Annotated in this window: 15 protein-coding genes; 8 read left to right on the forward strand and 7 right to left on the reverse strand. The window is 67.3% G+C overall.

Going from position 1 to position 17,946, the window contains the following annotated elements; translation table 11 throughout:
- Positions 1 to 6 precede the first annotated feature (6 nt).
- Positions 7 to 1,356 (reverse strand): acetyl-CoA C-acetyltransferase, encoded by a 1,350-nt coding sequence (locus C9424_RS04365; protein WP_116765699.1) that lies wholly within the window; start codon positions 1,354 to 1,356, stop codon positions 7 to 9.
- Positions 1,357 to 1,423: 67 nt separating this feature from the next.
- On the opposite strand from C9424_RS04365, the gene C9424_RS04370 reads away from it, so the two are divergent.
- Together C9424_RS04370 and C9424_RS04375 are read left to right on the forward strand one after the other, a co-directional pair.
- On the forward strand, positions 1,424 to 2,254 hold the full coding sequence (locus tag C9424_RS04370; RefSeq protein WP_442862012.1) for a TetR family transcriptional regulator: 831 nt from the start codon (positions 1,424 to 1,426) through the stop codon (positions 2,252 to 2,254).
- 88 nt (positions 2,255 to 2,342) lie between these two features.
- Entirely contained in the window at positions 2,343 to 4,466 is a 2,124-nt protein-coding gene (locus C9424_RS04375; protein WP_116765700.1) for an acyl-CoA dehydrogenase family protein, read from the forward strand.
- A gap of 130 nt (positions 4,467 to 4,596) precedes the next feature.
- On the opposite strand, the gene glgA is transcribed toward C9424_RS04375, so the two are convergent.
- The gene (glgA, locus tag C9424_RS04380) at positions 4,597 to 5,805 is read right to left on the reverse strand and encodes a glycogen synthase (protein WP_116765907.1); all 1,209 of its coding nucleotides are present in this window, start codon (positions 5,803 to 5,805) and stop codon (positions 4,597 to 4,599) included.
- A 102-nt stretch (positions 5,806 to 5,907) separates the two neighbouring features.
- Here glgA and glgC point away from each other — a divergent pair, with 102 nt between their 5' ends.
- The 3 genes from glgC (at position 5,908) to C9424_RS04395 (ending at position 9,493) form a co-directional block, all read left to right on the forward strand.
- The gene (glgC, locus tag C9424_RS04385) at positions 5,908 to 7,326 is read left to right on the forward strand and encodes a glucose-1-phosphate adenylyltransferase (RefSeq protein WP_116765701.1); all 1,419 of its coding nucleotides are present in this window, start codon (positions 5,908 to 5,910) and stop codon (positions 7,324 to 7,326) included.
- A 56-nt stretch (positions 7,327 to 7,382) separates the two neighbouring features.
- Complete coding sequence (locus tag C9424_RS04390) at positions 7,383 to 8,891, forward strand: SDR family NAD(P)-dependent oxidoreductase (RefSeq protein WP_116765702.1); 1,509 nt, start codon at positions 7,383 to 7,385, stop codon at positions 8,889 to 8,891.
- Positions 8,892 to 9,025: 134 nt separating this feature from the next.
- Positions 9,026 to 9,493: a pyridoxamine 5'-phosphate oxidase family protein gene (locus C9424_RS04395; RefSeq protein WP_116765703.1), complete on the forward strand. Its 468-nt coding sequence runs from the start codon at positions 9,026 to 9,028 to the stop codon at positions 9,491 to 9,493.
- A gap of 8 nt (positions 9,494 to 9,501) precedes the next feature.
- Here C9424_RS04395 and C9424_RS04400 read toward each other — a convergent pair whose 3' ends face one another.
- Complete coding sequence (locus C9424_RS04400) at positions 9,502 to 9,948, reverse strand: universal stress protein (protein ID WP_116765704.1); 447 nt, start codon at positions 9,946 to 9,948, stop codon at positions 9,502 to 9,504.
- A 225-nt stretch (positions 9,949 to 10,173) separates the two neighbouring features.
- Here C9424_RS04400 and C9424_RS04405 point away from each other — a divergent pair, with 225 nt between their 5' ends.
- Positions 10,174 to 10,905, forward strand: a complete 732-nt coding sequence (locus C9424_RS04405; RefSeq protein WP_116765705.1) for a response regulator — start codon at positions 10,174 to 10,176, stop codon at positions 10,903 to 10,905.
- Positions 10,906 to 10,944: 39 nt separating this feature from the next.
- On the opposite strand, the gene C9424_RS04410 is transcribed toward C9424_RS04405, so the two are convergent.
- Positions 10,945 to 12,645 carry a GAF domain-containing sensor histidine kinase gene (locus C9424_RS04410; RefSeq protein WP_202615768.1) on the reverse strand — a complete coding sequence of 567 codons (1,701 nt, stop codon included), beginning with the start codon at positions 12,643 to 12,645 and terminating at the stop codon, positions 10,945 to 10,947.
- A 167-nt stretch (positions 12,646 to 12,812) separates the two neighbouring features.
- On the opposite strand from C9424_RS04410, the gene C9424_RS04415 reads away from it, so the two are divergent.
- Positions 12,813 to 13,310, forward strand: coding sequence for a pyridoxamine 5'-phosphate oxidase family protein (locus tag C9424_RS04415; protein WP_237563289.1), 498 nt, complete (start codon positions 12,813 to 12,815; stop codon positions 13,308 to 13,310).
- 106 nt (positions 13,311 to 13,416) lie between these two features.
- Here the strand turns inward: C9424_RS04415 and C9424_RS04420 are convergent, their stop codons facing one another.
- From C9424_RS04420 to C9424_RS04430, 3 genes are read right to left on the reverse strand one after another with little or no spacing between them, the layout of a single operon-like run.
- The gene (locus tag C9424_RS04420) at positions 13,417 to 14,268 is read right to left on the reverse strand and encodes a transglutaminase family protein (protein ID WP_116765707.1); all 852 of its coding nucleotides are present in this window, start codon (positions 14,266 to 14,268) and stop codon (positions 13,417 to 13,419) included.
- Entirely contained in the window at positions 14,265 to 15,191 is a 927-nt protein-coding gene (locus C9424_RS04425) for an alpha-E domain-containing protein (protein ID WP_091254130.1), read from the reverse strand. The genes C9424_RS04420 and C9424_RS04425 overlap by 4 nt, the downstream gene beginning before the upstream one ends.
- Entirely contained in the window at positions 15,184 to 16,782 is a 1,599-nt protein-coding gene (locus C9424_RS04430; protein WP_116765708.1) for a circularly permuted type 2 ATP-grasp protein, read from the reverse strand. Before C9424_RS04430 ends, C9424_RS04425 begins: the two co-directional genes overlap by 8 nt.
- 130 nt (positions 16,783 to 16,912) lie before the next feature.
- On the opposite strand from C9424_RS04430, the gene C9424_RS04435 reads away from it, so the two are divergent.
- Positions 16,913 to 17,923: a YeiH family protein gene (locus C9424_RS04435; protein WP_116765709.1), complete on the forward strand. Its 1,011-nt coding sequence runs from the start codon at positions 16,913 to 16,915 to the stop codon at positions 17,921 to 17,923.
- The last annotated feature ends 23 nt before the right edge of the window (positions 17,924 to 17,946 follow it).

Below are 17,946 nucleotides of genomic sequence, written 5' to 3' on the forward strand. Positions count from 1 at the left end.
TTCCCCTTAGAGTGCTTCGAGAATTGCGACGACGCCCTGGCCGCCGGCGGCGCAGATGGACACAAGCCCGCGCGCCGGGCGGCCGTCGGCCTGGCCCTTGCCATGCAGCATCTTGGCCAGCGACGCCACGATCCGGCCGCCCGTGGCAGCGAACGGGTGCCCGGCAGCCAGCGAAGAGCCGTTGACGTTCAGTTTGGACCGGTCAATGCTGCCGAAGGCGCCGTCCAGGCCCAGGCGGGTGCGGCCGAATTCCTCGTCCTCCCACGCGGCAAGGGTGCTCAGCACCGTCCCGGCGAAGGCCTCGTGGATCTCGAAGAAGTCGAAGTCCTCAAGGGTGAGGTTGTGGCGTGCGAGCAGCCGGGGCACCGCGAAGGCCGGCGCCATGAGCAGCCCGTCCTTGCCATGGACAAAGTCCACGGCGGCCGCTTCGCCGTCAACCACGGCGGCGAGCTTGGGGAGGTCGTGGGCATCGGCCCATTCCTCGGAGGCGAGCAGCACGGTGGAGGCGCCGTCCGTCAGCGGGGTGGAATTGCCAGCCGTCATCGTCGCCTCGGCGCCAAGGTTCTTGCCGAAGACCGGCTTGAGTGTCGCCAGTTTCTCCAGGCTCGTGTCGGCCCGCAGATTGGAGTCGCGGCTCAGGCCCCGGTAGGGCGTCAGGAGGTCGTCGAAGAAGCCGGCGTCGTAGGCCGCGGCAAGATTCTTGTGGCTGTTGAAGGCGAGCTCGTCCTGGGCCTCCCGGGTGATCTTCCACTGCGCGGTGGTCAGCGCCTGGTGCTCGCCCATTGACAGCCCGGTGCGCGGCTCCCCCGTGTTCGGGGCATCGGGGGCCAGGTCCTTGGGCCGGAGCCGGCTGAGGACCTGCAGCTTCCGGGATACCGTCTTCGCCCGGTTCAGGTCCAGGAGCACCTCGCGGAGCCCTTCGCTGACGGCGATGGGGGCATCCGAGGCCGAGTCGACGCCGCCGGCGATCGCCGACTCGATCTGGCCCAGCTTGATCTTGTTGGCCAGGCCGAGGACTGTCTCCAGGCCGGTGGCGCACGCCTGCTGGAGGTCATACGCGGGGGTCTCGGCGGAGAGGGCCGAGCCGAGAACTGCTTCCCGGGTGAGGTTGAAGTCGCGGGAGTGCTTGAGGACGGCCCCGGCGGCGACTTCCCCGATCCGCTCATCCTGGAGGCCAAAGCGGGCGATGAGTCCGTCCAGAGCGGCGGTGAGCATGTCCTGGTTGGAGGACTTGGTGTAGGCACCGCCGGTCCGGGCAAACGGTATGCGGTTGCCGCCCACAACCACGGCTTTGCGAAGCTGCGTGGCGGCGGTCGGTTCCTGCGGGCCGGGTACTGACTGTCCGTTGACGGACATGGGCTGTCTCCTTCGATCAAAGCGGTTACCGATACCCAGCGTACCTGATACGCTGGGTATCGTGAACATCCCCCACGCTAGTCCGCCGGACGCCACCACGGCCAGCGGCAAGGCCGCCGCCAGGGGCGCCGGCCCCCGGTCCAGCACCCCGCCAAACACCCCGTCAAGCGGCGCGTCGGGCGCCCCCTCCGGCACCCCCGGTGGGCCGTCCGGCGTCGACGGCCGCTCCTCGCGGTGGCAGTCCCACCGCGAGGAACGGCGGCGGGAGCTCATCAAGTCCGCCCGGAAGGCGGTGCATGCCCTGGGCAGCGATGCTTCCATGGAAGACATCGCCATAGCCGCGGGGACGTCAAAGTCCGTGTTCTACCGCTACTTTGGTGACAAAGCCGGTCTCCAGCAGGCCGTGGGCGAGGTGGTGCTGGGCCAGATGCAGCGCCGGATCCAGGAGGCTGCCCAGAGCGCCCAGACACCGCGCGAGGGCCTGTTCGCCATGGTCTCGGCCTACCTGCAGATGGCCGAGACCAGCCCGAACGTCTACACGTTCGTGACGCGCCACGGCCACGGCGACGCGGACACGGCAGGTCCGTCCGTCTCCACCGCCGGGGCGCTGAGCCACTTCTTCGCCGCCATCAGCGACATGATCGCCCGGCCGATGCGCAGCCACCTGGGCGGCGGCCAGGACAAGGAAGCTGTGATCGGCTACTGGCCCAACGCCGCGATCGGACTGGTGCGGAACGCCGGAGAGCAGTGGCTCGCCAGCCCGCCGGGACCCGCCAAGCCGGACCAGGAGGCCATGGCACGGCAGATTACGGACTGGCTCTGCTTCGGGATCGCTCCCGAACTGCAGACGCCGCCCCCGAAGGGAGCGGACCCTGTGCCGGACCGCGGCACCTCCTAGCACCGGCACCCGGGCCCCCGGCCCCGCAGCCGAGGGCCCGGAACTGAGGCCTTAGCACTGAATTGTCAGAACCAAAGAAGGAATCGACATGACTGAACTCGCCGACCGTACCGCCGGCACCGAGCCCCGACGCAGCACAACATCGGCAGCCGGCCGGCCCGGCGCTCCGGAGCAGCCCGCCGTCGACGTCGCAGCCCTTGGCGAGCAACTGTTGGGCAAATGGGCCGACGTTCGCCGGCACGCGCGCGAGGTGTCCGGCCAGCCGGAACTGCACAAGATCGAGGGCCTGACCCACACCGAACACCGCCGGCGTGCCTTCGGGCAGCTGGAGCACCTCGTGCGCCACGAAGCCGTCCACCGGGCCTTCCCGTCCGCGCTTGGCGGCAACGATGACCATGGCGGCAACATTGCAGGCTTCGAGGAACTGGTCACGGCCGATCCTTCCCTGCAGATCAAGGCCGGCGTGCAGTGGGGCCTCTTCGGTTCCGCCGTGATGCACCTGGGCACCGAGGACCACCACCGCAAGTGGCTGCCGGGCATCATGAGCCTGGCAATTCCCGGCTGTTTTGCCATGACCGAGACCGGGCACGGCTCGGACGTCGCCAGCATCGCCACCACGGCCACCTACGACCCGGCCACCGAGGAATTCGTGATCCACACGCCGTTCCGGGCCGCGTGGAAGGATTACATCGGCAACGCCGCGATCGACGGCCTGGGCGCGGTCGTCTTCGCCCAGCTCCTGACCAAGGGCGTCAACCACGGCGTGCACGCCTTCTACCTGGATCTGCGCGACCCCGACACCAAAGAATTCCTGCCCGGGATCGGCGGCGAGGACGATGGCGTCAAGGGCGGCCTGAACGGCATCGACAACGGACGGCTCCACTTCGCGAATGTCCGCATCCCGCGCACCAACCTGCTCAACCGCTACGGCGACGTCGATGCCGAGGGCAACTACACCTCCCCCATCGCCAGCCCGGGCCGGCGTTTCTTCACCATGCTCGGCACCCTCGTCCAGGGCCGGGTCTCGCTCGACGGTGCCGCCGTGGCCGCCTCCAAGCTCGCGCTGAAGACCGCCATCCAGTACGCCACCGAGCGCCGGCAGTTCAACGCCTCCTCCCAGACCGACGAGGAGGTCCTGCTGGACTACCAGCGGCACCAGCGCAGGCTCTTTACCCGGCTCGCCACCACTTACGCGGCCAGCTTCGCGCACGAGCAGCTGCTCGAGAAGTTCGACGACGTTTTCGCCGGCCGGCACGACACCGACGAGGACCGGCAGGACCTCGAGACCCTGGCCGCGGCGCTCAAGCCGCTCAGCACCTGGCATGCCCTGGACACGCTGCAGGAATGCCGCGAGGCCTGCGGCGGTGCCGGCTTCCTGATCGAGAACCGCTTCGCGTCGCTCCGTGCGGACCTCGATGTCTATGTGACCTTCGAAGGCGACAACACGGTCCTGCTGCAGCTCGTCGCCAAGCGCCTGCTCGCGGACTACGCCAAGGAGTTCCGCAACGCCAACGTCGGTGTCCTGGCCCGGTACGTCGTGTCCCAGGCGACGGGCACTGCGCTGCACCGCAGCGGCCTGCGCCAGGTGGCCCAGTTCATGGCCGATTCCGGCTCCGTGCAGAAGGCCGCGATCGCCATCCGCGACGAGTCAAGCCAGCGCGCCCTCCTGACCGACCGGGTCCAGACCATGGTCGCGCAGGTCGGCGCGGCGCTCAAGGGGGCCAACAGGCTTCCGCAGCGGCAGGGCGCCGCCCTGTTCAACGCACACCAGCACGAGCTCATCGAAGCCGCGCAGGCGCACGCCGAGCTGCTGCAGTGGGAGGCCTTTACCGAAGCCCTCGGCAACGTCACCGACCCCGGTACGCACAAGGTCCTGACCTGGCTGCGTGATCTCTTCGGCCTGTCGCTCATCGAGAAGAACCTGGCCTGGTACCTGATGAACGGCCGGTTGTCGATGCAGCGCGGGCGCACCGTGGGCGAGTACATCAACCGGCTCCTCGTGAAGATCCGGCCGCACGCCGTCGACCTTGTGGACGCGTTCGGCTACGGACCTGAGCATCTCCGCGCGGAGATCTCGACCGGGGCGGAAAAGATCCGGCAGGACGAGGCCCGGGACTACTTCCGGAAGCAGCGGGCCAGCGGCCAGGCGCCCGTGGATGAGAAGATCCTGCTGGCCCGCACCACGCTGCAGTCCAAGGCCGCGCGCGCCTGAGCTTTCGGCGGCACCATCATCCGGCGAAGCCTTGAACGCACGACGGCGCCGCTCCCCGTTGAGGGGGCGGCGCCGTCGGGTGTTCAGCAGTCCTTGCCTGAGTCCATATCTCTGTCTGGAGGACTGCCGGTCAGGAGGCCGGGCCTGGAAGGACCGAACGGTAGACCTCCAGCGTGGTCTCTGTGATGGATTCCCAGGAGAAGTGCTCCTCCGCCCGGCGCCGGCCCGCTTCCCCCATGGCCCGGGCCCGGGCGGGATCGGACACCACCTCGGTCAGGGCGGCGGCGAACTCGGTGACAAACTTTTCCGGGTCGAGCGGGGTGCCCGTGCCGTCGGTGACCTGTTCGAGCTCCACGAGCAGCCCGGTCACTCCGTGATCGACAACCTCCGGGATGCCGCCGGTGGCGCTGGCCACCACGGCGGCACCGCAGGCCATGGCTTCAAGGTTCACGATGCCCAGCGGCTCGTAGATGGACGGGCAGGCGAACGCCGTGGCGTGGCTGAGGACCTGGATGAGCTCGTTGCGGGGCAGCATCCGTTCCACCACGATCACGCCCGTGCGCTTGCTCTGCAGCTCCTCGATGAGGCGCGCGGTCTCGGCCGCCAGCTCGGGAGTATCGGCTGCGCCGAGGCACAGCACCAGCTGGACATTGGCCGGCAGTTTGGCGGCGGCACGGAGGAGGTAGGGAACGCCCTTTTGCCGGGTGTTGCGGCCGACAAACACGACGCTCGGCAGCGAGGGGTCGATCCCGAGCGCCCGGACCACGTCCTCGCCCTCGTCCCGGTTCCACAAGCTGACGTCAATGCCGTTGTGGACCACCTTGACCTTGGCCGGGTCCACCTCCGGATAGCTGCGCAGGATGTCCTGTCGCATGCCTTCCGAAACGGCGATGATGGCGGCGGCGGCCTCGTAGGCGGTCTTTTCCACCCAGGAAGACACCGCGTAGCCGCCGCCGAGCTGTTCGGCCTTCCACGGGCGCAACGGTTCCAGGCTGTGGGCGCTGAGCACATGGGGAATGCCGTGGAGCAGGGACGCAATGTGTCCTGCCATGTTGGCGTACCAGGTGTGGGAGTGCACCAGGTCCGCGCCGGCAATGTCCGGAACGATCCTCAGATCCACCCCGAGGGTCTGGATGGCGGCGTTGGCGGAGCCCAGGTCTTCGGGCACGGAGTAGGACGTGACCGTCGCTCCGTGGTACCCGGGCTCGCGGGGCGCGCCGAAGGCACGCACCTGTAGGTCCACACGTTGGGCCAGGACTCTACTGAGCTCGGCCACATGGACTCCGGCGCCGCCGTAGATTTCCGGCGGGAATTCTTTGGTCACAATGTCTATTCGCACATGCACCAAGGTAGTCGTTACGGTGGAACTGATCTAGTGTGAAGACGTTCGGGCATGCCGGACTGTTTTGGGGAGTAACGAAGGCGTTCAGGAGCGATAACCATGCCGCAGCAAAAGAAAGTCTTGGCAATTGTCCTCGCAGGTGGCGAGGGAAACCGGCTCATGCCATTGACGGCGGACCGGGCCAAGCCGGGCGTGCCGTTTGCCGGAAGCTACCGGCTCATTGACTTTGCCCTTTCAAATCTTGTGAATTCGCGTTATTTGCAAATTGTGGTGCTGACGCAATACAAGTCGCACAGCCTGGACCGGCACATTTCTGAAACGTGGCGCTTGTCCACCCAATTAGGCAACTACGTGGCCTCCGTTCCGGCCCAGCAGCGGGTCGGCAAGAGCTGGTTCCTGGGGAGTGCCAACGCCATCTATCAGTCCCTGAACCTGATCCACGACGCCAACCCCGACATCGTCGTCGTGGTGGGCGCAGACCACGTCTACCGTATGGACTTCTCCCAGATGGTGGCGCAGCACGTAGCCAGCGGGGCCAAGGCGACGGTAGCCGCCGTCCGCCAGCCGCTGCACATGGCGGACCAGTTCGGCGTGATCGAAACCGACCCCGAAAACCCGGACAAGATTTCCGCCTTCGTCGAGAAGCCGTCCTCGACGCCCGGCCTCGCGGCCGATCCGAGCCAGTTCCTGGCCTCCATGGGCAATTACGTGTTCAACGCCGATGCCCTCGTTGAAGCCCTGCACGTTGACGCCGAGCGCCTCGACACCAAGCACGACATGGGCGGGGACATCATCCCCTACTTTGTCTCCCAGGGTGAGGCCGGCGTCTACGACTTCACGCTCAACGACATTCCCGGGTCCACCGAACGGGACCGCACCTACTGGCGCGACGTCGGCACCATTGACTCGTTCTACGACGCCCACATGGACCTGATCTCCCCTGTGCCGGTGTTCAACCTCTACAACTCCGAGTGGCCGATCTACACCCGCCAGAGCGTCTCCCCGCCGGCCAAGTTTGTCCGCGGCAAATCCAACACCGTGGGCAGCGCCCTCGATTCCATCGTGGCCAACGGCGTCGTCGTCTCGGGCGGCATCGTGGAGGGCTCAGTGCTCTCCAACGATGTGTACGTCGGCACATCCAGCCGGGTCCTGGATTCGGTGCTCATGGACAAGGTCAATGTCGGCGAGGGCGCTGTGATCAGGCGCGCCATCCTCGACAAGAACGTCAAGGTTCCGGCCGGGGCCGCGATCGGCCTCGACGCCGAACTCGACCGCGCCCGCGGCTTCAAGGTCACGGAGTCCGGCATCACGGTCCTGTCCAAGGGGCAGCTCGTCCCGGAGCCCGGCGACGCAGAACGGGCGCTCTCCGCCGCCAACCTGCGCCTTGTACCGGATGCCGTCCGTGCCGCCACCGAAAACTGGCCGGAACTGCGGGACTCGGTGGACAGGGTCTCTGAGGCGCAGGCCGCCGCCGTCGGCGTGGACTCCCAGGGCAAACGCTCGACCAAGGCCTACTAAGGCCGGTGCCCTGCCGGAGGTCCGGCAGGGCACCGGTTGCCTGTAAAATTGGGGCAATGAGCTCCCCCGATCTATCCTCCGATGTTTCCGTTGCTGCGTTGACCCCAGCCGAGCCGGCCGCTGCCGAGCTGACCCCGGAGGAGATTCGGGCTTGCCTGAAGGTCCTGAACACCATCCACGCGTATGACGAGGAACACCCGGACTACGTCTCCGTCCGCCGTGCCACCGGAAAGATGTTCAAGGCGGTCAAGCGCCACCGCCGGGTTGCCAAGCGCGATGAGATCGCCGAAGCGGACCGCGCCGTCATCGCCCAGACAGCGACGGCGGCCCCGGACAGGATCGACGACGAGACGCGCGGCAACAAGCTTGCCCCGTCCGCGACCGGCGAAATCGCCGGGCACCTCATCAGGTCTCGCCCGTGCTACATCTGCAAGCAGCACTACACCCAGGTGGACGCCTTTTATCACCAGCTGTGCCCCGAGTGTGCCATGTTCAGCCACAGTAAGCGCGACGCGCGCACCGACCTGACCGGCCGCAATGCCCTGTTGACCGGCGGCCGGGCCAAGATCGGCATGTACATCGCGCTCCGGCTCCTCCGGGACGGCGCCCACACCACCATCACCACACGCTTCCCGAAGGACGCCGCGCGCCGCTTTGCGGCCATGGAGGACAGTGCCGACTGGCTGCACCGGCTCCGGATCGTGGGCATCGACCTCCGGGATCCGTCCCAGGTGATGGCCCTGACGGACTCCCTGGACGCCGCAGGACCGCTGGACATCATCATCAACAACGCGGCCCAGACGGTGCGGCGCTCCGGAAACGCCTATAAGCCCCTGGTCGACGCCGAGGACGAGCCGCTGCCCGCCGCCCTCCAGGCCGGCAATGGGGGCCCCGAGCTCGTCACGTTCGGCCACGCGCATGACAAGCACCCGCTGGCACTGGCCAGCACGGTGCTTGAACACCCCGTGCTGGCCGGGGACGCCATCACCTCCCTGGCCCTGTCCACGGGTTCTGCCTCACTGGAGCGCATTGCCTCGGGCACCGCGATCGACGCCGGCGGGCTGGTGCCGGATCTCGCCACGATCAACAGCTGGACCCAGGTGGTGGACGAGGTGGACCCGCTGGAGATGCTCGAAGTGCAGCTGTGCAACGTAACGGCCCCGTTCCTGCTGGTGAGCCGGCTCCGCGGCGCCATGAAGCGCTCCACCGCGCGGCGGAAGTACATCGTCAACGTCAGCGCCATGGAAGGTCAGTTCTCCCGCGCCTACAAGGGCCCCGGGCACCCGCACACGAACATGGCCAAGGCGGCGCTGAACATGATGACGCGCACCAGTGCCCAGGAAATGCTTGACGCCGACGGGATCCTGATGACCGCAGTGGATACCGGCTGGATCACGGACGAGCGCCCGCACTACACCAAGGTCCGTCTCATGGAAGAGGGCTTCCACGCGCCCCTGGACCTGGTTGACGGCGCGGCCCGCGTCTATGACCCGATCGTCATGGGCGAGGCCGGCGAAGATCAGTACGGCGTCTTCCTCAAGGACTACAAGCCCAGCCCCTGGTGACGTCCGGAGCTCCCCGGATCCGCCCTGGCGGCACGGGGAGCGCGCTGCGGGGTGTGGCCGCCGGGCCTTATGGCCCCTTGACCGGGCCTTATGGCCCTAATGGGAGTCCGGGCCTGCCCGTAGGGTGTCTGTCCATGGACTCAACCACGCCCTCGCCCGATTACTCGCTCACCATGGACCAGTGCTGGGTCCTCCTCGATACCGAAGCCGTGGGGCGCGTCGCGCTGATCGTGGACAGCCATCCGGAGATCTTTCCAGTGAACTTTGTGCTTGAACGGCGTGCGATTGTCTTCCGCACCTCCGGCGGCACGAAACTGTGGGGCGCCATCACCTCCAAGCCGGTCGCCTTCGAAATCGACGGCTACGACGCCCACGACGAAGCGGCGTGGAGCGTCATGGCCCGCGGCGAAGCCGAGCTCATTGAGAGCCAGGAGGAGAAGGATGCCGTGGATGCGTTGCTATTGGAGCCCTGGCAGCCTGGCGAGAAGGCCTATTACGTGCGGGTCGCTCCCAAGGCGCTGACCGGACGACGCTTCAAGGTCAACCGGCCCGACCTCTGGACCACGCGCCTTTCGGACCCGCGCCGCTCCACTTTCGAATAGCTCCGGGGTCAGGACTCCTTCTCGGGCGAGTGCACGATCAGCACCGGGCAATGCGCATGCGCCACACAGGCGGAGCTGACGGATCCCAGAAGCAGGCCGCCGAAGCCGCCGTGGCCGCGGCGGCCCAGAACCAGCATGTCCGCGGTTTTGCTTTCCTCGATGAGCACGTGGCGCGGATGGCCCTGGACGAGCCGGGTTTCGACGTTGGCGGGAGCGTCCGGGCCGAACGCCTTGGCGACTGCCTCGTTGAGGATCTCCCCCGCCCGGACATCAAAGTCATTGATGCCGACGGCGACGTAGCCGTCGTAGACCGGCGGGTAATCCCAGCAGGCTAGGGCGACCACTGTGGCGGACAGCGGCACGGCAAGGCCCTGCGCCTGGCGGAGAGCCTCCACAGAAGCATCCGAACCGTCAACGCCCACAATGATGGTCCGCGTGTCGCTGGCTTCGTTCATTGGTGATCCCTCATTGTCGTATCGGCCGGGCACGGATGGCGCCGCTCCCATGATGCCGCCGGACCCTGTAGGCGCCTAGGGCCAAAAGTCATGCAGCGCCGCAGGCGGGTGGGCATTAGGACCCTTGTCCCGGGACACGGTGTGCAGAAGAATGGCTAAGGCTTGGGGAAGTCAACGAACTACAGAATCAAACGGTGCAGCAGAAGGCGGCCGGACAGGAGAACCATGATTGCCTGGTCAGATGCAGGTCTCACTGCACCCGATGGCGTGCCGGCGGTTATACGCGTCTTTATCCTTGATGATCACGAGCTGGTCAGGCGCGGGCTGCAGGAACTCCTCGAAGGCGAGGGATTCGTCGTGGTCGGCAGTTCCGGATCCGCGGTCGAAGCAACCCGCCGGATTCCGGCCCTGCATCCGGACGTCTGTGTGCTGGACGCCCGGCTGCCTGACGGGACCGGTATTGAGGTCTGCCGCGACGTGCGCTCTGTTGACCCGTCCCTGAACTGCATCATCCTGACGAGCTTTGACGACGAACAGGCACTGCGCGGCGCCGTGCTGGCAGGCGCCCGGGGCTACGTGCTCAAAGAGATCGGCGGCACCGACCTGATCGATGCCCTGCGGCGGGCAGCCACCGGGGAATCGCTCTTTGAGGAAGGCGTCGCCGCCGGCGTCGTGGACAGCCTGGTGGATACCGAGGAAGTCGACCCCCGTACCTCGTCCCTCACGCCTCAGGAACGCCGGGTACTGGAACTTGTGGGCGGCGGACTGACCAACCGGCAGATAGCGGCGGAGATGTTCCTCGCGGAAAAGACCGTCAAGAACTACGTTTCCTCGCTGCTGGCCAAGCTTGGATTCGAACGCCGCACCCAGGCAGCCGTCTTCATCGCCAGTCCGGCGGTGCCGGTGGCGTCCGGCGGGAACGCCGGTGACGCGAACCGGCCGCACAGCGTCCGGTAGCACCTGCAGTCCGGGCGTACCGCCGAAAATAAAGGGGCCCTAAAGGGGCACCGACCACTCGAGGCTCGTACCGGCGTCGGGCGTGCTGGTGATGGTGCACTCGCCGTCGAGCATCCGCGCCCGGTCCTCGAGGTTTGTCAGGCCGCCGCGTTTTTCCGGATCGGCGAATCCGGTGCCGTTGTCGTTGATCACCACCGTCACCCGGCCCTTGATGACGGCGACTGAGACGGAAATCGTGTCCGCGCCCGAGTGCCGGATCGCGTTGCTGAGGCCCTCGGAGACGACAGCCACCACGTTGTCGGCCTTGTCCGGTGTCACGGCATCCACCGGTCCGGTGATGGTCAGGCGCGGGGCAAAAGGCATGGACTTCGCCGAACTCTTCGTGACCCGGCGGATCCGGCCGCTCAGCAGTTCGGTTTCTCCGCCGCTGCTCTTGAGGGAGTAGATGGTGTCGCGGAGGCTCCGGATGGCCTCGTCGAGTTCGCCTGTGATGTTGCGGATCCGCTCCAGCGCCAATTCTTCCTTGGTGAAGCGGGTGAGGCTCTGCACGCTCAGTCCGGCAGCGAATAGCCGCTGGATGACGAGGTCATGGAGGTCCCTGGCGATCCTGTCACGGTCGGTGAAGACCAGGAGCTCTTCGCGCAGCCGGTGCACCCTGGCCAGTTCCAGGGCCAGGGCCACGTGGGAACCGAAGACGGCTCCCATTTCAATGTCTGTCTTGGCGTAGCGGACCGAATCCTTGTTCTTTGCCAGCAGGAGAAGCCCGTGGTGGGCGCCCTGGGTGCTGAGTGCCACGGCCAGCAGCGGCCCCGTGACGGAGCCGTCGACCTCCCCGACGACGTCGGACGCGTCGTCGAAGAGCACCGGCTCGCCGCCGTCGAGAACTCCTTCCAGACGTTCGGACTCAAGGTGGAGCGACCGTCCCGAAAAGGACCGTCCGCGTTCACCGGCGACGCCGATCACCACGTAGCTCGGCGAGTCCGCCGCGGGCGCCACCAGCAATGCGAGGTCGGACGCGGACTCCTGGAGGGCGCGGGCGGCAATCGGGTCAAGGCCGCCCGAGGTGTAGTCCCGGTCGGTGCTCAACATCAGCCCGGAGACGTCCATGCTGGCTTCCAGCCACCGCGCCCTGCGGCGCGCGTCGTCGTAAAGGCGGGCGTTCTCGATGGCGACGCCGGCGGCTGCGGCGAGGGCGACTGCCAGGGCTTCGTCCTCGTCGGTGAAATCGCCGCCGCTTTCCTTCTCCGTGAGGTAGAGGTTTCCGAAGACGACTTCGCGGACGCGGACCGGGACGCCCAGGAAGGAATGCATGGGCGGGTGGTGTGCCGGGAAGCCGTAAGACTCCGGATGTTTTCGTAGATCGTGCAGCCGCATTGGCCGGGGATCGGAAATCAGCAGGCCGAGTACGCCGTGGCCTGTCGGCAACGGACCGATCTGCTGTGCAAGCTCTTCGTCGATGCCGACGGTGATGAAGTGGCTCAGGGCGTGGTCATCGCCGATCACTCCCAAGGCGCCGAACCGGGCATGCAGCAACCGGCACGCCGACAGCACTACGCGCTCCAGGACTGCATCCAGACTCAGGTCCTCGGCCACCGCCACAACCGCTTCCAGCAATCCGGCCATGCGTTCCTGAGACTGTTGGAGTTCCTCGGCCCTGGAACCAAAACCCTTCAGCAGCTCCTCAAGACTGGGATTTGGCTCGGAGGCGGTATGGCCATGGCTCTTACCCGTCGAATGCATGTTGTTGCCCCAATCGCTCCGGCGCTCGTCAACGCTGACGACGTGATGCCAGAATACCGTGAACTGAACGGAAGGTCCCGAGTAGTGGGCATTTATTAGCGCTTTGTTCCATGGCTGGGACCTTTTGCCCTAGCCCCTGCTCACCCCTCCGGCGTAAGCTCGCCGGCATGAGTACTGATGCGAACCCGGGCGGCCAGACGTCGAAGGACCAGCCCCACGCCGTGGAAAACCTCGATCATCACGAATGCTGGCGACTCTTGCGCAGCGTCTCGGTGGGTAGGCTGGCGGTCTGGGTGGACGATCATCCCGACATCTTCCCGATCAATTACAAGGTCGATCACGGGACGCTGGTGTTCCGCACCGCAGTGGGCACCAAGCTGCAGGCAGCCACGGGCGACACGCCGGTAGCGGTGGAAGCGGACGGCGTGGACGCGGACACCGGGATCGCCTGGAGCGTCGTGGCCAAAGGCCAGGCCGCGCCGGTGCAGAACCCTGAGGAAGTCATGGACACCGTGGGCCTGTTGCTGTTCCCGTGGCAGGCCGGGAAGAAGGAGCACTTCGTCCGGATCACGCCGGATACCGTCACCGGCCGTCGGTTCAAGGTGGTCCCGCCGATGACCTGGTGGACACCGCTGGACGACGCCACCCGGTCGGGCCTGGAATAATCCTTACCCCCGGTCCCCTACCGCCCCCGTCCCCGGGGTTGCACTATCAGTTATGGCTGTTCTGAGGGCTCAGAGCAGCCAAAACTGATAGAGCAACGTTGTGCGGCTAGGCGAGGCGGGTGATCTCCACGCTGACGTTGAGGGCCGATCCGCCGCCGCCGGACAGGATGCCCTTGAGCGGCGGGACGTCGCGGTAGTCGCGGCCCCGGGCCACGGTGACGTGAAAGTCCCCGGCAGGCTTGTGGTTGGTCGGGTCCCAGCTGCGCCATTCGCCGTCCCACCATTCGAGCCACGCGTGGGACTGGCCGGCCACCGTCTCGCCGACGTCCGCCGTCGAACGAGGGTGAAGGTAGCCGGAAACGTAGCGGGCCGGGATCCCGCAACTGCGCAGGGAGCCGATGGCCAGGTGCGCCAGGTCCTGGCAGACGCCCTGCCGCTGGTTCCAGGCCTGCTCGGCGTTAGTGGTGACGCCGGTGGAGCCCTTCATGTACGTCATCTCGCCGCGCATCCAGGCGAAGACCCCCATGGCGGCCTCGTGCGGCGTCTTCCCCTCGACGACGCCCGGAATGATGCCAAGCACTTCGGTGCCCGGACCGGTCAGCTGGGACTGCGGAATCCAGTCGCTGTACTGGTTGAGCGTCTCCGGGGCCGCCAGGACGTCCCACCCGACGATGTCGGCCTCGGCTGCGATCTTCTCCACCCGGTGCACCTCCACGGTGGTGGTGGAGAGGACTTCGAGGTGTTCGTGGGGCATCTGCATGTCGAAGGCCGTCACGCGCGTGCCCCAGTAGTCGCGGTAGCTGCTCAGGGCCGCCTGCGAGGGCGACACCTTCATGGAGGACTCCAGGACCACCTGCTGCGGGTCCGTCAGCGGGGTCATCCGGGCTTCGTTGTAGGACAGGGTGACGCGCTTGTTGTACTTGTACGCCGTCTTGTGGACGATCCTCAGCCGGGTCATGAAACTTCTCCCACCCAGGCCAGTTCGTCTGCCTGATTGAAGTACTTACGGGAAATGGCGTCCGAGGCCTGCGAAACCGCCTTTTGCACGCGCTCCATGTGCTCCGGCAGTTCCGACATCAGGTCGTCGGTGCGGTGGAACTCCAGGAAGGTGCGGGCCTGGCCGACAATGCGGCGGGCGTCGTTGATGAAGCCGACGCGCTGGGCCGAGGGGTCCAGCTTCGCGAGGCACTCGTCGGCGTCGCGAAGGGCGTAGACGATCGACCGCGGGAACAGCCGGTCCAGGAGCAGGAACTCTGCCGCGTGCTGGTCGCCGAAGGCCGCCCGGCGCGTGCGCAGGAAGGATTCGTACGCGCCCGCGCAGCGGAGCATGTTCACCCAGGACATGCCGGCCGAGAGGACATCGCGCGTGGACAGCATGCGGGCCGTCATGTCGGCGCGTTCGAGGGACCGGCCCAGGACCAGGAACAGCCAGCTCTCGTCGTGGCTGACGGTGGTGTCGGCGAGGCCGCTGACCATCGCCGTGCGCTCCAGGACCCAGTTGCAGAACCGGTAGGTGCCCACGACGTCCTTGCGGTGCTGGTTCAGCCCGTAGTAGGTCGTGTTGAGGCTTTCCCAGAGCCCGGAGGAGACGGTCTCCCGGGCACGGCGGGCGTTTTCCCGGGCCGCGCCGAGCGAGCCGGCAATCGACGTCGCACTGTGCTTGTCGTACGCCAGGGCGTTCAAGAGCTCGGGGAGGCCGAACTCGTCATTCTGCGGGCGTGCACCCATCACCGCCAGGAGCTCCTGCGCGACGCTGCGCTGTTCTTCCATGGGCAGGTGGTTGAGGCGCTCCAGGTGGACGTCGAGGATCCGGGCTGTGCCGTCGGCCCGTTCCACGTAGCGGCCGATCCAAAACAGTGACTCGGCAATACGGCTAAGCATTCGCGGTTACCTCCTGCGCGTCAGAAATCTGCTGCTGCTGTTGCTGCTCTTTCTGGCTGTCGCGCCAGTTGCTTTCCACCGGCCAGACCGAAACCCGCTCACGGACCGTGATGGTGGGCCGCGGGATGACTTCGACCGGAACCTGCGGGGAATCCGCCAGGACCCAGGTGTCCTTGGAGCCGCCGCCCTGGCTTGAATTGACGATCAGCGAGCCCTCCTTGAGCGCCACCCGGGTCAGGCCGCCGGGAAGCACCCAGACGTCCTCGCCGTCGTTGACCGCGAACGGGCGCAGGTCCACGTGCCGGGGGCCGAACTTGTCGCCGCTGAGCGTGGGCACCGTGGACAACTGCAGCACCGGCTGCGCGATCCACCCGCGGGGATCGGCGATGACCCGCTTGCGCAGGGCTTCGAGTTCTTCCTTGGACGCATCCGGGCCGATCACGAGGCCCTTGCCGCCGGAGCCGTCGACCGGCTTGACAACGAGCTCGTCGAGCCGGTCCAGGACGTGTTCCCGGGCTTCCTTCTCTTCGAGCCGGTAGGTGTCCACGTTGGCGATCACGGGCTCTTCGCTGAGGTAGTACCGGATCAGGTCCGGGACGTAGCTGTACACGAGCTTGTCATCGGCGACGCCGTTGCCCACCGCGTTGGCGATGGTCACGCCACCGGCGCGGGCCGCGTTGACCAGGCCCGGGCAGCCGAGCATGGAATCGGCCCGGAACTGCAGTGGATCCAGGAACTCGTCGTCGATGCGTTTATAGATGACATCCACGCGCTGCTCACCGGCGGTGGTGCGCATGTAGACGCGGTTGCCGCGGCAGATGAGGTCGCGGCCCTCGACGAGCTCGACGCCCATGAGGCCGGCAAGGAGGGTGTGCTCGAAGTAGGCGCTGTTGAACACGCCGGGTGTCAGGACCACGACGGTGGGATCGTCGACGCCGGCGGGCGCCGTTTTGCGCAGCGCGGACAGGAGCCGGCGCGGGTATTCCTCGACCGGGCGGATGAGCTGCTGGCCGAAGGCCTCGGGCAGGCCCTTGGCCATGGCGCGGCGGTTCTCGAGGACGTAGCTGACGCCCGAGGGCACCCGCACGTTGTCCTCCAGGACGCGGAAGGTGCCCGCGGCGTCCCGGACGACGTCGATGCCGGAAATGTGGACGCGGACGCCGCCGGCGGGTTCGAAGCCGTGCACCTGGCGGTGGAAGTGGGCGCTCGTGGTGACGAGCTGGCGCGGGATGACGCCGTCGGACACCACGGTCATCTTGTCGTAGACGTCGTTGAGGAAGGCTTCCAGGGCCCGGACCCGCTGCGCCACACCGCGCTCCAGGACGCTCCACTCATCGGCGGGGATCACCCGGGGGACGATGTCCAGGGGGAAGGGGCGCTCCTCGCCCGCGAAGTCGAAGGTGACGCCGCGGTCCAGGAAGGTCCGTGCCATGGAATCGGCGCGGGCGCTCACATCGGCCAATGAAAGTTCACGCAGGGCCCCGGCCACCTGCCCGTAGGACTTCCGGGCCTGCTGGCCGGGGGTAAACATCTCGTCGTAGGCGCCGGTGCGGCCGGCAGCCTCGGAGTAATCCTGGAATAGGTCAGACATGGTGACTAGCCAACCACTTTTTCGTTACGAAATCATTTCGGCGGCCCCCGCACGGTTCGGTCGGCGCACGGGCGCCTGCCCGGGCGGCCGCAGTTACTGCTTTTCCCGCCGCGTACGGCAATGTAGGGGCGTGCCTTCCACCACTCCCGCATCCGCGGCCGCGCCAGGCCTGATCGGTGCCGCAGCGGCCGTTGCCGCCGCCGTCGCTGTCCATCAGCTGCTCCCCGCGCTCCCGGCGATGACCCTGGCCGTGCTTCTCGGGCTCCTGGCCGCCAACCTGCCGGGTGTGGCGGGCTGGACCGCCGGGCCGGCACGTCCCGGGCTGGACTTCGCCGGTAAGCACCTCATGCGCGCCGGAATCGTGGTGCTCGGCCTGAAGGTCAGCCTCGGCGACGTGCTGGGCCTGGGCTGGGCGGCGCTGCTGCTGATTGCGGCCGTGGTGGCGGCGGCTTTCGCGGGCACTTACTGGATCAGCAGGCTCTTCCGGCTTCCTCCGCGCGTATCGCTGCTGGTGGCTACGGGGTTCGCCATCTGCGGGGCGTCCGCGATCGGGGCGATGGCCGCCGTGCGCCGGATCCGGCAGGAGGAAACGGTGCTGCCGGTGGCGCTTGTGACCCTGTGCGGGACGCTGGCGATCGGGGTGCTGCCGCTGCTCGCGCGGCCACTGGGCCTCGGGCCGGGGACCTTCGGGGCGTGGACCGGCGCCTCAGTACACGACGTGGGACAGGTGGTCGCCACCGCCCAGACCGCGGGCACCGCCGCCCTGGCAGTCGCCGTCGTCGTCAAACTCACGCGGGTGATCCTGCTGGCACCGGTGGTGGCCGCCGCGGGTTTCCACCACCGTCTGGGCTCCGAAGCCGACGGCGCCAAGCGCCCGCCGGTGATCCCGCTGTTTGTTCTCGGATTCGTGGCCCTGGCGGCCCTCCGCACCACCGGCTGGCTCTCCCCCGCCGTCCTGGACGCGGCCGCCGCTGTCCAGGACGCGCTGCTGGGCATGGCGCTGTTCGGACTGGGCTCCGCGGTGCGGGTGGGCCAACTCCTCCACACCGGCGCCCGCGCGCTGCTGGCCGCGCTGGCGTCCTGGCTGCTGATCGCCCTGCTCGGGCTGGGCGCCGCGTTCCTGATGTTCCCGCCGGCGTGATCCGGCACACAGGCTCCCGTGAT

This window comes from Arthrobacter sp. H-02-3, assembly GCF_003097355.1.
Taxonomy (GTDB): Bacteria; Actinomycetota; Actinomycetes; order Actinomycetales; family Micrococcaceae; genus Arthrobacter; species Arthrobacter humicola.

Excerpts from the sequence above, each read along its gene's own strand:
- C9424_RS04365 (WP_116765699.1), bottom strand. The coding sequence starts at position 1,356 with ATGTCCGTCAACGGACAGTCAGTACCCGGCCCGCAGGAACCGACCGCC.
- C9424_RS04375 (WP_116765700.1), top strand. The coding sequence starts at position 2,343 with ATGACTGAACTCGCCGACCGTACCGCCGGCACCGAGCCCCGACGCAGC.
- glgC (WP_116765701.1), top strand. The coding sequence starts at position 5,908 with ATGCCGCAGCAAAAGAAAGTCTTGGCAATTGTCCTCGCAGGTGGCGAG.
- C9424_RS04390 (WP_116765702.1), top strand. The coding sequence starts at position 7,383 with ATGAGCTCCCCCGATCTATCCTCCGATGTTTCCGTTGCTGCGTTGACC.
- C9424_RS04395 (WP_116765703.1), top strand. The coding sequence starts at position 9,026 with ATGGACTCAACCACGCCCTCGCCCGATTACTCGCTCACCATGGACCAG.
- C9424_RS04400 (WP_116765704.1), bottom strand. The coding sequence starts at position 9,948 with ATGAACGAAGCCAGCGACACGCGGACCATCATTGTGGGCGTTGACGGT.
- C9424_RS04405 (WP_116765705.1), top strand. The coding sequence starts at position 10,174 with ATGATTGCCTGGTCAGATGCAGGTCTCACTGCACCCGATGGCGTGCCG.
- C9424_RS04410 (WP_202615768.1), bottom strand. The coding sequence starts at position 12,645 with ATGCATTCGACGGGTAAGAGCCATGGCCATACCGCCTCCGAGCCAAAT.
- C9424_RS04415 (WP_237563289.1), top strand. The coding sequence starts at position 12,813 with ATGAGTACTGATGCGAACCCGGGCGGCCAGACGTCGAAGGACCAGCCC.
- C9424_RS04420 (WP_116765707.1), bottom strand. The coding sequence starts at position 14,268 with ATGACCCGGCTGAGGATCGTCCACAAGACGGCGTACAAGTACAACAAG.
- C9424_RS04425 (WP_091254130.1), bottom strand. The coding sequence starts at position 15,191 with ATGCTTAGCCGTATTGCCGAGTCACTGTTTTGGATCGGCCGCTACGTG.
- C9424_RS04430 (WP_116765708.1), bottom strand. The coding sequence starts at position 16,782 with ATGTCTGACCTATTCCAGGATTACTCCGAGGCTGCCGGCCGCACCGGC.